The sequence below is a fragment of the Novosphingobium sp. Sphag1I genome, assembly GCF_056279125.1.
In genome coordinates this window covers 1-12,578 of record NZ_JBWBQS010000014.1, presented here as the reverse complement: position 1 = coordinate 12,578, position 12,578 = coordinate 1, and the positions used below count along the sequence as shown (strand labels likewise).

The window sequence follows — 12,578 nt, the reverse complement described above, 5'->3', positions numbered from 1 at the left end:
ATGGGGTTGCGGGACGTCTTCGTCTCGCCGCAGGTGTCAGGAACATGGCGGAGGAAGGCCGCAGGTCGCAGCGCGGCTCTATCCGGTGGACAATGTCGCGCCGCGCTGCCGATGGTCCGATCTCACGCCGGAGAGAACGCATGGCGCTGCTCGAACAGCAATCAGGCAGGCCGGCACCTCTGGGTTGACGGGTGCGGAACGCCACGTCCGTGTCCGAGGTCAATCGGCGATGCTGCCCGGCCGAGACGGCCTCAGGTTCGGAAGGGAAGTCGGAGCTTCGCCCGGCGGGATTTTTCAGGCGCGATGGCAGGCTCGTCGGCCCATCGGTCGGCGGCGATCTCCTCGGCCGTCGGTCTCGATGCCGCAAGCTCGGCCCTCTGCTCGTCGCTCATGGTCTCGGCCGTGATCACCGTCCGATTGCCGCTCTGTTCAGTCATTGGCATCTATTCCCGCTGCCGAAGCCGGCGACGCCGCGTTTTCGGCGAGCCGGACACCTAACACCATCAGGATGTGCGAATGACTTGGTCAACGAGGCCTGCGTCGAATGCAGCCAGCCATTTCGTCCGCACGAGATCGTATATCCCCATCGGGAGCATGCCATAGGTGACGTTTGCGTCCTTATCGCCCGGGACAGGACGGAGATCAGGGCCTGGCCATTCGAAGCGGTTGGCCTCGTTGAGAATGATCCAGGAGCGGTCATCGTCGAGACCAAGACGCGCCTTCGTACCCGCTGGTATTTCAACGGCTAATCTCGGGTCGCTTGGGGGCGTGTGTGTTACAGGCAGAACTGTGACTATCTCCCGTCCGTCTTTGGCGACGATCGTGAGCAGGACGGCACAGGGGCGATCCTTGCTGCCTTCTTCGTGTCCGGCCTTGGCTTCATGTCCCCAAAGGTACGAGTAGCGGAGAACGAGGCCTGGAACCGGCTTGGGGAATGGCATCAATTATCCTGGATCTCGTCGTTGAAAGCTGCCGCCTCAGCAGGCGCGCGCGACGCTGCGACCGCTGCGCGGTCCTCTTCTGTGAAGTCGGCCAACGTCAACACCTGACGATCGCGCCGCTTGAGCCGCTGATATTCGGCGGCCGACATCAGCACGAGGCTATCGTGGCCATGATGCGTGATGGTAAGGGGCGCAACCAGCGCCTGGCGGCTGATGCGGCCGAAGGCCTTTGACGCCTCAACGGAACTGACAGTCTGGGGCATAGTGATTCTCCTATCCGGAAAGTACGGAGTTTCCGGACAAATTTCAAGTCCTCTGTGTCGCGCGCGCGAGGACGATAGCTGAGGTCACGGTCACAGGGAAACGAAGGCAGGGCCCGCTTGCCATGCGGCAAACAAGCCCTGCGAGGGTGCCGCGCGCCAGGGGGAGACGCGCGGCCGGGGGAGAGGATCGTCAGTCCGCCATTTCGGGCGTGCGGCGACGGCGGCCGTTGCCCTGCGCGGGCTCGCCGCCGAACGCGCCCTCGGCCGAGGATTCACCCAGCCCGTCCGGGCCAGCGGGGCCGTTCGGCTTGGCCGGTTCGTCCGCGCCGGGCAGCGGCGGCAGGCTGTCATCGGCCGGCGCGGTGTCGGTCGGCGCATCGCGGCGGCGGTTCGGACGCGACCAGACGATGTTGTACGAGCCGTCGTCCTGACGGAACGCCGAGATGTAGAGCGGCTTGTCGAGGCTGGGGTCCTCGATCTTGCCGTTGAGAAACATTTCGCCGGTCGCATTGGACGCCAGCTCGAACAGCGAGCCGACCTGGACCCACTGGCGCGCCGCCGAGAGCGCGAGGATCTCGAACTTGGGCGCACGCGGATTGGCGGAATGGATGGTGCGAAGCGCGATGACGATCGCGACCGTGAGCGTCGAGATCTTGCCGGTGTAGGTGCCGCTGGCGTTCTGGGTGATGGTGCCGATGTTCATGGGAAGTCTCCTGAGAAAGTGCGCTCGAACCCCTTGTCCGAACACCATCTCTCTCCCGCTCCTCTCCTCGGCCGTTCGGCCGAGTAAGGCGCGCCAGCGCCGCTCCGACGCGCCACTTCGGCGCCGTCGGGTGCTTCAGGCCCGCGCAATCACGCGCAGCGCGTCAGGTCTGGGGGACGCCTGCCGATGGCCGCCACAGGGCGATGACGTCCTGCATCTCTTCGGCGAAACCGAGACTGTCGATATAGACGGCGCCGCGGTCGTTCTGGCCGAGAAAGCCGATGACGCTGGTGATGTCGTTGGCCACGTCGACGTCGAGGCCGAACATGTCGGCGATTTCGAAATGGCCAAGCTCCGGACCATTCCACCAGGCCATCAGGAAGTTCGCGACGCGGCGCGCCTGCCCGGTGTCGCTCATGGCGAGCGGGATGAGCCGTGTCAGCGCCGCACGGGCGGAATCATAATCTGTCGGTACGGACGTCATCGGCTTTCCCCTCGGTGTGAGGGTATCGAGGCGACACCCCGGCGCAAGCGTTTCTGTCTTGAAGGCGCGGGTCTTAGTGAATCGAGCCGAACAGCCGCCGCTTGACCTCGACCTGGTGTAGGCCGTCCTTCTCGCCGATCGTTGCGGTCATGTCGGCGAGGAGCTGCTCGGCGAGCCCCGACGGGATTTCCGCATAGGGCGCGACCACGGCGATCGCGGCCTCGGGCGTGGGAAGGTCGCCCGGTTCCGTGCCCCGCCAGATCAGGGCTTCCCCCTCATCGGGTTCATCATCGGTGCGAAAAGACACCTGGGCATAATAGGTCTGCAGCGGCCGGTCCCAGCCTACCGCCGCGCAGACGACCTCGGGATGTCCGGCCTTGGGCGGGAGAATGTGCCTGCTCATGCGTATGTCCTCCGCATTCTATGCGCGACATGCCGCGCGGCGCCTTCGGCGCTATTGATGGCCTGACCTGCTGCCGATGCCGCGCGGCGCGCGCCTGCCCTGCGCAGCAGGGTACGGGCTTCGCGCAGGCGTTCAACGGCAATCGCGATGGCTTGTCCGTCCTCGGACGTCGCGGGTGTGATGCGGCGCAAGATTACCTCCATTCTGGTTTGAATTTGGCGAAGCGACTGATCGGCTCAGTCGTCGCAGGGAAGCATGATCGTCAGGACACGAACGGTCGCCGCGGCATCGGCAGGATCTTCCGAGCCCCATTCGAGTGAGGGGTCGTAATAATCGATGCGAAAGCGCACGACGTGACCCTCGATTTCGAATTGGCCGTAATTGCGCTCCGGGCCGTCGGTGGGTTTGAATTCGTAGCGCCGGACGGCAGCGAGCACCGCAGCCTGGGCGATGGCTTCGCTGACGATGCGGTCGTCGCCTGCCAATGTGGCGAGACAGGTCGCCGTCATCACGATGCGCGCATTTCGATCGAGGCCGAGCCGCACGCGGTCATTAAGCTCGGCGATCCGGGATATGGTGCTGGTCATGCTGCCTCCATCAAGCCAGCGTTGAAACTCGCGATCCATTCTTCCATCGTCGGCCGCTCGGCGATCGGCACGATGCTGGCGGCGTCCTGGAAGCGGATGAGATCGGTCGGCGCATCGCGCCGGATCGCGTCGATCTCGGCCTCGGGGAGCAGCCGCTCGGCGCGAATGAAATCGGTGATCCTGCCGGGCCGGGTCCTGGTCGATCGGCGCCACAATCCCTCGACGGTGCGCAGCCGCGACTCGGCGCGGGCTTCGATCAGGACGATCAAGCGAAGACACCAGGCCGGCAGGGCGCGCACTTCATCGGGTCGGATGGCGCCGCAGAAAAAGCAGCTCGATTTGGGCGGCACCGGGAGGCCTGCGGCCTCGATCCGGGCGATGCAGCGATCGCGCGTCCAATTCCATTCGCGTAGCGGATAGCGGCACTCGAACAGCGGGTCGTCGAGCGCCGACGCATGGGCATGGCGCCGGGAATCGGCGGGCGATGTGTCGTAACCGATCAGGCGCACGACCTTCTGCCCGTTCGCCCATGCGGCCCGCGCCGGCGCCCATGTCTTCAGGAAGGCGTCCTGCGGCGCGACCTTCCATTTGAGGCTGCATTAGGTCTGGATCGACCTGTCTTATTGGCCTCGCAAAGCTCGCATTTCCGTCGTTCCTTCACCCTCTCCCCTTGCATGACGCCCGATTAGGGCGTGACCGCCTTCAGGCAGCAGAGGGATCGGGCGCTTCGGCGTTGGTGCGGATCGGAACGGGCCGGCGCATCCGATCGAGTTCCTGCACGAGCTGCGCATTGCGGCGTTCGAGCCGTTCCGCCCGCTGCTCGGCTTCGACAGCGCGCTTCAGCAGGCTGGCATTATGTGTCGCAAGGGCGATGTTCCTGGCTTCCGCATCGCGAAGAGCAGAGCGTATGCGATCAGCCTCGCCTGCGGCCGTTTCAGTGGCCGCCTCACGCTGCGACTGAAGCTCACGCAGGGCGTCGAGAACGCCGGCATGGTGGGTATAGATGATGTTGCGACCGACCCCGGCTGCTCGTGCGAGCCCGGCGACCGTTGGCGCGGTGGACGCGTTATTAGCGAGGACGCCAAGGGCTTCGCGCAGGCGTGCATCGGTGTTCGCCCGCCGACGGGCCTGTGGGGTGGACAGATCAGTCTCGGACGCCATCGGCATTTCCTTTGTCGAGCTGGGCCAAGATGCGGAGAGATTCCTGGATGCGTGCTTCGGCAAGCGCGCGGCTCTCGGCATCGAGGTCATCGCGCTGGGTCAGCACGGTGTTACGTTCAAGGCGCGCCTCCCAGACCGGCCTATGCCGGTCAGTCACGGCGAAGTTGGCGCAACTTGAGCAGGTGCTTTGCGTGCGAAGCACTGGGTTCGGCTCGCGCTCGCCGCCGAGGCAAGCGGATGTCTCCCGGCGGTAAAGGCAATAGCCCCAGTCGCAGACGCCGAGGCGCATATCCGTTTCGGCGAGGATTTCGGTAATATAGGCATCGACATCGCCCGATCCCGCGCGCCCGCGGAACGGCGATCGCTCGGAGAGCATGACGCCCGCCTTCCCCGCAACGTGCGGAGCCAGGAGCAGGTCTTCCAGCGCCTTGCGGGTTTCTTCGGCGGCCTGCTCGTCGATCAACTCGGCAAGCTCGAAGTCGGTGCCGACATAGGCCCGGTCGGTCATCGCGCGGTGGACATGCCCGAGATGGCGTTGCAGCGCCGTCAGGCCAGTGCGGTCGCGCCGCCCGATGAACCGCGAGAACGTCTTGCGCCCCTGATAGGTGGTCAGGCGCCAGGTGCCGCCTTGGTGGTCCGGCAAGGCGAGGAACGGCGCAAGCCGCTCGTTCAAGCGGACATTGACCATGGGTGACCGCAGTCGGGCGACGGGCATCATCGTCGGGAGCGGTGATCGTCCCCGACCGAGCTGGTGGAGCCAGAGATTCTTCTCGCCGCTGAGTTCGCGGAGCGGAGCGGAGAGACACTCGAGTATGTGGATTGCGCGCTGGACCGGCTCGGGCGCGAGCCAACGGTGGAGGTCGCCATGTTCCGTCAGCGACGTCTTCGTGATCGTGCCGACCAGATAGACGTGTTCCTCGCCGTCTTCGTCGGTCGCGCGCCGTTCGAGGCAGCCCTCTTCAAGCCTGAGTATCTCGGAGGCGCGCGCGCCAACAAGATAGGCGATGACGGTGAAGCAGGCATCGCCAAGCCGGTCGAGCATGAACGCCAGGCGGCGCAGTGGCCATTCCGGATTCGGATACCGATCGGCGCAGGGACATGGCTCGGCCAGCATCGCGCGTCTGATATGCCAGTGGAGCATTCGTCCCTGGTGCCGTGGTCGGAGCCGTTCATACAGGTCTGCGAGACGGTCGCGCAGGGCGATTATCTGGTCCGCCGGATCGCCGAGCAACTCGATTGCCCCGCTGATCAGCGGCACGGCGATCTCGTCAGGGGTATAGGGATGACCGCCATAAGGCTTCCAGTGCCGCTTCCCGACCGAGGCGGCGCGAGGCGGTGCCGTCGGCGGCGCGTCGTCCAGCTTGTCGCGCTGCATATGGAAGGTGCGGATCGTGCCGAGATGGCCTTCGGCGGTGCTGAGCGAGAGCAACGCGCCGTTCCTGCCCGGGCGCGCGCGCAGCATCGCCACGAAGCGACCCACGGTGTCCTGATCGAGATCCCTGAAGCGTCGGACGTTTTCCGCCGCCATCCATCGGGCAAGGAAGCGGATATGACTGAAGTGGCCGCGGATCGTTTCCTTTCGGAGCGGCATCCGGCCTTCGGGTGGATCGTGCCGCAGCGAGAGCAGGAACAGTTCGGCCGCGTGCCGGAGCGGCGTCCACTGATCGTCGCTGAACCGGCTTCCGTCCGGCATTTCGAACCCCCAGTTGAACGTCATCGCGGCGGGCACGCCTTCGTTCCCGAGCAATGGAGCCGGAACCTGGGTGAACGTGGATGTCGGGACGGAGGCCATGAGGCTATTCCAGATCCGGCAGCGAAGGCAGGGCGCACATGAGCCGTTCGGCGTCTGGCATCATCTCGGGCGGGAATGCCGGTAGCAGGTCTTGCGTCAGCACCTGAAGGCTGGGCGCGTAAAAGAGGCCGAACCGGATCGGGTCGATCCGCTCCCGCGCAGCTTCAAGATGCCAGGTGGCCTGGACGATCCGCGCGAGATGATCCGGGTCGATCGGGACGATCAGGCCCGGACAGGCAAGGCAGCCTCCCAGTTTCGGGCACACGCGACCAGGATGGGCATGTCCGCTGTCAGTCGGGCGAAGGCAGTCGTGGCCGAACAGCGCCGTCACCGGCGCGCCGGTATCCGCGCCTCTATGTTGCGAGCGATCCGAGATTGTCTCGCCGCGGACCCATGTGATCATCAGCGCCTGAAGTCGGGCGATCGTATCGCGTTCGAGGCGGCGAACGGCATCGCCGTCGACGTAGATATCTGTGGTGGCGACACTCGCATGATTAAGGACCGCCTTGGCCGCCATGATGTCGCCCTGCGATGCAGTATAATGGGCGCTTGCCATGCTGCTGCGGAACAGCTTGGGCGAGAAGTCGGGAAGCAGCGCACGAGGCTTTTCGGGATGCGCTTCGTTCCACGAGGCGATTGCAGCGTTCTGGCGCTCGTAGAAGCGCAACATTGCCGATCGCAACGTGGCCTGCACGATATGGCCGGCGTGATGATCACGCTCGAGGCGGCCAGTCGTCATGAGGAAGCGATGCAGGAACAGCCGATCGCGCCTGGACGGTTCCACATGCGGCAACAACGGCGCCGTCATCGCAAGGAGCTTTTCTATCAGGCGAGGCGCCGCATAGGGCCGGCGATTGTCGAATGACCGCCGTTGCATGCGTTTCACCTTACCGCCGGCGCGGGGTTTCACCCACTCTACCATGACGCGATGCCGCTCGAGCGGATGGGGCACCAGGCAGTCGCGCTTGATCTGGCGTAGCGGACCGGCATTTGCCGCCGTCTGGACCAGCAGCACGATATAGAACGCAACCAGCGTGTCGGTCGTGAGGTGGAGATAGCTTTCCAGCTCACGGAACCCGCCTGCGTCGGCGATCCGCTGCCGATCGGGCTTGTTAAGGTCCGAGCCTCGGGCGGGCGGCATGACGCCGTGGCCGAGGCGGTGGAGCTTCCATATCCAGCGATCCCGTTCGGCGGTCCGGCCACCACGGAGCGGCAAGTTCGGAAGAGCGACGATGGTTTGCCCGTGCTGGAACCTGTCCCAGGCAGTGTCGATCTCGGCATAGCAGACTGCCAGCAGGGCACGCATTGCGGAGGTCGTCAGCCTGTCTTGCGGTAGCCGCTGGACGCCGGCGAGCGGGATCGCATTGTTGGGAACGGCGAAGCCCGGTGCGAACAAGCCGGGATTGTCCGCGATCGCGCGCTTAAGGACCGGCCGGATCATACCGAGCTGACCGGATTGCGACTGGACGCCGCGCCTGCGCCCGTTGGTGGGCTTCGCCAGCCATGTAATGAACCGGCGGATCGTCGCCGTATCGAGATCGACCGCGCGCCTGACACGCCCATCTTCGCACAGGAACCTGCCGAACACGCGGAGCGCGAACCAGCGTGAGGTGCGGGTGGCGGCGCTGGACGCCACATCATGATCGCGGAAGGCGCGCGAGATAGCTGCGCTGATGTCGTCCGGCATTCCGAGCAGCGCCGGGTCAAACCGTTGAACGATCCTGCCCCATTCGTCGCGGAACTGGATTTCGGCGAGCTCCGCCGGATGGTCCGTCGGCGTCGGTTCGAGCCGAAGCGTCCGATCGAGGCGGTTCCTAACCATCGGCCGGGATCAGCTCGCCATAGAGATAGGCGAGGCTTTCGCTCAGGTCGCGCTCGTGCAGTTCGACACAGCGCAGATAGATCGCCGTCGTCGTGATCGAAGCGTGGCCGAGCAGCACCTGCACGACCTTGAGCGGGTTGAGGTCGGGATTGGTGCGGGCCTGGACCTGGAGACGGGCCAGCATCGCCATCGCAAAGGTGTGCCGGAGCCAGTGCAGTGTGCCCTGCAGCCCGGAAGCGGCAAACGCTTCGGCAAGCTGCGCCGTCAGGAGCTTGCGCGTCATCGCCCGTCCATGCTCGTTCAGCAGGAGATTGGACGGCGCGCGATAGCGCCGGTCGGAACGGCGGATACGGCGGACGATCCGGGCGCGTTCCTCGCCGATATACCAGTGTGTGTGATCGAGCAGCCGAAGCGGCGGATAGACCGTCCTCGGCCGATCGCCCTTGGTGATATGCAGCGGCACGCCGACTAGCGGATCGCGGTCGAGGTCGAGCGGCCAGCTATCCGGGATCTGTTCGACGGCGAGCGCTGAAAGTTCCTTGCGGCGCAGACCCGCCCCGAGCGCCCATTGCGCGGCTAGTCGGGCGGTGGGCCTCAGATGCGCAAACAGCCGCGCCAGTTCATCGGCGCGCAGTGGCCGTGGCAGCTTTTCGGGGCGCGAGACGATCAGCTCGTTGACCTGGCGCCGCTGCAAGCCTGGGCGATAGGAACCGTCAAGCATCAGCGTCATCTTCTCGGTCAACCGGAACGGGCAATGGTCGATCAGCCCCCGGTCGAGCGCCCAACCGTAGAAGCGGCAGACGGTCGAGACGCGCGCATTGATCGTGGTCCGGGCATAGGGCCGCCCGGTATGCGTGCTGGGATTCTCCAGCATTCGGTTGCGATAAGCAGCGATGACACGCTCGTCGGCCTCGCGCCATTCGATCCCCGATTGTTCGAGCGAGTCGAACCAGTCGTGGAGATGTTCGCCATAGGTCCGGACGGTTTCAGACGCCTGCGCGCGGCCGCTCAGTTCGGCGTGCTCCATGAGCCAGACGAAGGCAGGCTCGATGATCGCCATGTCGGCGTCGAACAGGATCGGGAAGCCACGTGGGACATGGGGCATGCCAGAAAATGCCCGAATCATTGATACCACGGGCTATCTCCCTCGCCCGCACAGATGCGATTTCGAAAGTAGCGCAATATGGCCGGTTTGACCGACGCATTTCGATGGAATGGGCGGTTTCCTCGTCATGTCGAAGGGTGTCGTTGCGACTCGACACCAACCACTCACCGTGGCTGCTGACACTTGGCTCCCGCCTTGATATGAGTGAACGATGATCGAGGGGGTAAGTGGTGGCACGTCGGGTATTCTTTAGCTTTCACTATGACCGTGACGTTCGACGGGTCGTGCAAGTCCGCAATTCCTGGGTGGTTCGGCCCGGTGGTGAAGCCCAGCCCTTCTATGACAAGGCAGAGTTCGAAGAGGCGAAGAAACGAGCGGGCGGCATAGAAAAATGGATCGAGGAGCAGCTCAAAGGTACGTCCGTGACTGTGGTGCTGTTTGGCGCGGAGACGTATGACCGTGAATGGGTCCGGCACGAGATCAAGAGAAGCTACGAGCTTGGAAAAGGCCTCTTGGCCATCGACATCCATAGCGTAAAAGATCCGCAACTTGGGATTGATCGTCAGGGGACCAACCCACTCAGCTATTTTACAATTAAGCAGAATGGCCGGGATGTTCCGCTTTCGAACCTATACGGGGCGTATAATTGGGTTCGGGATAACGGCTATGTCAACATGCCGGCTTGGATTGAAACTGCAGCAAAGGCGGCCGGTCGCTGACATCAATGAGTATCTATGAATTGGCCATACTTGGCGCCGTAACGCCCGGGGATCGCGCAACACTAACCGCGACGCTCGCCGATATCGTTTCCGACTTCGGATTGACGTTGGGCGACGATGTAGTTGTGCATAATGCGGACACGCTGAGTGGACGACACAAACCAGCAGCATTCGCATGTGCGTATTTCGGAGGAAACGCCCAACAAGATCTGGAGGCGGCCCAAGAACTCATCCGAGCGAGCGCGCCCATCATTCCCACGATCGCTGCCGGCGCAGACTTCAATGTTCACATCCCCCAGTTTCTCCAGCCCATCAACGGGCTAACGCGGCGCGCTGACGATCCAGCGATGACCGAACTCGCATCGGCGATGCTGGAATGCGTTGGCCTGCTCCGCCGACAGCGACGGGTATTTGTCAGCTATCGACGCGTTGAATCCCGAGCAGCTGCGTTGCAACTCCACGATCTCCTCGCATCCCGCGGATTCGACGTTTTCCTGGACACACACGATATTAGGCCCGGCGATCCGTTCCAAGATGTGCTTTGGCACAGGCTCGTCGATTCTGATGTTATGGTTATGCTCGACACTCCAACTTATTTTGATAGCCGATGGACGCGACAAGAAATAGGAAGAGCACGCGCAAAGGAAATTCAAGTTCTTCGTGTCATTTGGCCTGCACATACACCGAACAAACTGACTGATCTTGCAGAGACCATTTATCTTGATCCAGAAGAACTCGAGGGGGCGGATGGACCGATAGTAGCAAAAACGGCCGATGCAATCGTTCTTGAGGTGGAACGGCTACGAAGCCGAAGCATCGCATCCCGATATATGTCGATAACCGGCAAGCTTCGCGCTGACGTCGAAAAAATTGGAGCATCGGTGGAAGGCGTCGGCGCACACCGAGCCGTCGCTGTGCGATTGCTGGATGGTCAAAAGATTTGGGCATATCCGATTGTTGGAATCCCCACGGCCGAAATTTTGAACGATGTGGCCGATAAGGCGCGACGAGCGGAACAGCAGGAGATACCGGTACTGGTCTACGATCATATCGGCATCCGTGATGCATGGAATGCCCACCTCCGATGGCTTGGAGAGCATATTCTCGCGGTCCGCGCGATTAAGGTTTCCGAAGCCGGATGGGCTCTCGCAGCATGGGAGAATTGACCATGGCTGAGGCCATTTTCCTATCGGCAGGTGTGCCAGATCCGAAGCGAGGGCCACAATATGCGGCGACCGCCGACACTGTCGCGATTACCGCCGCAGTTTCCGCTTTGGTGCACGTCACACTTGGTCGCAGACTTCTTGTTTGGGGTGGACAACCCGCAATCACACCGATGATCTGGGTGGTCTCTCAAGACATCGGAGTAAATTACGGACATTGGGTACGGCTCTATCAGTCTCGCCATTTCGAGGATGAATTTCCCGAGGACAACGAGCGATTCAATAACGTGATTTATACAGACGAGGTTGAGAAGGATCGGGAGAAGAGCCTGCTTGCCATGCGCGAGCGCATGTTTTCCGAACACAAGTTCAAAGCAGCGGTATTCATTGGTGGCATGGGTGGGATCGTACAAGAGTACGAAATGTTTCGACGCCTGCAACCAGAGGCTGCAGTGATACCAGTAATCTCCACGGGCGGCGCGACGCTTGAAGTGGGGGCGCAAGTTGGGTCTCTAGCGCCCGACCTAGCGGAAGACCGGGACTATGTTGCGTTATTTCACCGCCACCTTGACGTTTCCGTCCGAGAGGAGCGCTTCGAAAGCCCGGCCCTGCAACCGGCTGTCGTTGAGGAGCGATTTTGGCAGCCCCCAGCCACTGCTTAAACGGGGTGGGAACTCATCATTCGCCAGCCAGCCATTCGCTGAGCTCCGTAGCTGTGTTCCTTTTCTCGTCGAGAACCATCCAGACACGCTTTTGATGACCCTGTAGATCCCCCCAGACAATGCGGCGGTATAATCCCAGATACTCCCACGATGCCCACGCTTGCTCATGCGAGCTGTCGGATGCCGGGAACAGCGCGATCTTCGTCAGCCCTTTATACCCATCGGCCACGCCCAACTCCCAGGGCACCCAACGGCTGTCCTTGCTGTTCTTGCTTGCAAGAAGGACAAAGCGCTTGGTCTGGCGAATACGGCTCTTTAACAGCCCCGCCGTTTCCTCCGTCGTGTATGGGGGCATTTCCGGGTCGATTTCATCGACATAGACCCTGGCTCCGTGCCCTTCCAACACACGAATAGCGCCAACGACCAAATCATCATCTTTGCTTGAGTGCGAAAGAAATGTGGTGCCTGAGAGGCTACGAGAAGCAGCAGATTTTCTGAGACTTGCCTGTTCGCTAACATTTAACTTATCGGCAAAATTCCGAAGCTCGGATTTTGTAATGTATTCGATCATAATCGAAACTCTATCATCGAATATCGCACGAATTCACGGAGTTCCATCAGTTCTTTGAGCGGATCGCTATCGCGTCCTCAATCCAGCTCTCGATCCCGTTTTTGATCGTAAGCGTCCGGTTTCGACGGTTGAATGATAGCCCTCAGTCGAAATTGGGCTGATAGTCACCATCCAAAATCCCTCGCGGGTGACCTCGATCCGG

16 protein-coding genes and 1 pseudogene are annotated in these 12,578 nt (G+C 62.4%); 3 read left to right on the top strand and 14 right to left on the bottom strand.

Annotated features, from left to right (window positions below; all coding sequences use genetic code 11):
- Window positions 1-251: 251 nt before the first annotated feature.
- The 13 genes and pseudogenes from ACZ9HU_RS16150 to ACZ9HU_RS16090 form a co-directional block, all read right to left on the bottom strand.
- Window positions 252-437, bottom strand: coding sequence for a hypothetical protein (locus ACZ9HU_RS16150; protein WP_476106415.1), 186 nt, complete (start codon window positions 435-437; stop codon window positions 252-254).
- Between the two features lie 66 nt (window positions 438-503).
- Entirely contained in the window at window positions 504-941 is a 438-nt protein-coding gene (locus ACZ9HU_RS16145) for a hypothetical protein (RefSeq protein ID WP_476106414.1), read from the bottom strand.
- Window positions 941-1,204, bottom strand: a complete 264-nt coding sequence (locus ACZ9HU_RS16140; protein ID WP_029993263.1) for a type II toxin-antitoxin system Phd/YefM family antitoxin — start codon at window positions 1,202-1,204, stop codon at window positions 941-943. The genes ACZ9HU_RS16145 and ACZ9HU_RS16140 overlap by 1 nt, the downstream gene beginning before the upstream one ends.
- Window positions 1,205-1,394: 190 nt before the next feature.
- Complete coding sequence (locus ACZ9HU_RS16135; protein ID WP_476106412.1) at window positions 1,395-1,907, bottom strand: DUF736 domain-containing protein; 513 nt, start codon at window positions 1,905-1,907, stop codon at window positions 1,395-1,397.
- 163 nt (window positions 1,908-2,070) lie between these two features.
- Window positions 2,071-2,391: a DUF7673 family protein gene (locus tag ACZ9HU_RS16130; RefSeq protein WP_476106410.1), complete on the bottom strand. Its 321-nt coding sequence runs from the start codon at window positions 2,389-2,391 to the stop codon at window positions 2,071-2,073.
- Between the two features lie 73 nt (window positions 2,392-2,464).
- Window positions 2,465-2,794 carry a hypothetical protein gene (locus ACZ9HU_RS16125; RefSeq protein WP_476106408.1) on the bottom strand — a complete coding sequence of 110 codons (330 nt, stop codon included), beginning with the start codon at window positions 2,792-2,794 and terminating at the stop codon, window positions 2,465-2,467.
- Entirely contained in the window at window positions 2,791-2,985 is a 195-nt protein-coding gene (locus ACZ9HU_RS16120; protein WP_476106406.1) for a hypothetical protein, read from the bottom strand. The genes ACZ9HU_RS16125 and ACZ9HU_RS16120 overlap by 4 nt, the downstream gene beginning before the upstream one ends.
- Window positions 2,986-3,030: 45 nt before the next feature.
- Complete coding sequence (locus ACZ9HU_RS16115) at window positions 3,031-3,381, bottom strand: DUF3768 domain-containing protein (protein ID WP_476106405.1); 351 nt, start codon at window positions 3,379-3,381, stop codon at window positions 3,031-3,033.
- A pseudogene (locus ACZ9HU_RS16110) lies at window positions 3,378-3,980 on the bottom strand (hypothetical protein); the annotation flags it as partial. The pseudogene ACZ9HU_RS16110 and the gene ACZ9HU_RS16115, both read right to left, overlap by 4 nt.
- A 103-nt stretch (window positions 3,981-4,083) precedes the next feature.
- The gene (locus ACZ9HU_RS16105) at window positions 4,084-4,542 is read right to left on the bottom strand and encodes a hypothetical protein (RefSeq protein ID WP_476106403.1); all 459 of its coding nucleotides are present in this window, start codon (window positions 4,540-4,542) and stop codon (window positions 4,084-4,086) included.
- Window positions 4,526-6,334 carry a site-specific integrase gene (locus ACZ9HU_RS16100; protein ID WP_476106402.1) on the bottom strand — a complete coding sequence of 603 codons (1,809 nt, stop codon included), beginning with the start codon at window positions 6,332-6,334 and terminating at the stop codon, window positions 4,526-4,528. Before ACZ9HU_RS16100 ends, ACZ9HU_RS16105 begins: the two co-directional genes overlap by 17 nt.
- A 4-nt stretch (window positions 6,335-6,338) precedes the next feature.
- Window positions 6,339-8,156 carry a site-specific integrase gene (locus ACZ9HU_RS16095; protein WP_476106400.1) on the bottom strand — a complete coding sequence of 606 codons (1,818 nt, stop codon included), beginning with the start codon at window positions 8,154-8,156 and terminating at the stop codon, window positions 6,339-6,341.
- Window positions 8,149-9,282 (bottom strand): tyrosine-type recombinase/integrase, encoded by a 1,134-nt coding sequence (locus ACZ9HU_RS16090; RefSeq protein ID WP_476106543.1) that lies wholly within the window; start codon window positions 9,280-9,282, stop codon window positions 8,149-8,151. The genes ACZ9HU_RS16095 and ACZ9HU_RS16090 overlap by 8 nt, the downstream gene beginning before the upstream one ends.
- 209 nt (window positions 9,283-9,491) lie before the next feature.
- On the opposite strand from ACZ9HU_RS16090, the gene ACZ9HU_RS16085 reads away from it, so the two are divergent.
- From ACZ9HU_RS16085 to ACZ9HU_RS16075, 3 genes are read left to right on the top strand one after another with little or no spacing between them, the layout of a single operon-like run.
- Window positions 9,492-9,980 (top strand): TIR domain-containing protein, encoded by a 489-nt coding sequence (locus ACZ9HU_RS16085; protein WP_476106398.1) that lies wholly within the window; start codon window positions 9,492-9,494, stop codon window positions 9,978-9,980.
- 5 nt (window positions 9,981-9,985) lie between these two features.
- Window positions 9,986-11,146, top strand: coding sequence for a toll/interleukin-1 receptor domain-containing protein (locus ACZ9HU_RS16080; protein WP_292624075.1), 1,161 nt, complete (start codon window positions 9,986-9,988; stop codon window positions 11,144-11,146).
- Between the two features lie 2 nt (window positions 11,147-11,148).
- Entirely contained in the window at window positions 11,149-11,805 is a 657-nt protein-coding gene (locus ACZ9HU_RS16075; protein WP_038575783.1) for an SLOG domain-containing protein, read from the top strand.
- 16 nt (window positions 11,806-11,821) lie between these two features.
- Here the strand turns inward: ACZ9HU_RS16075 and ACZ9HU_RS16070 are convergent, their stop codons facing one another.
- Complete coding sequence (locus tag ACZ9HU_RS16070; protein ID WP_038575785.1) at window positions 11,822-12,376, bottom strand: toll/interleukin-1 receptor domain-containing protein; 555 nt, start codon at window positions 12,374-12,376, stop codon at window positions 11,822-11,824.
- Window positions 12,377-12,578 lie beyond the last annotated feature (202 nt).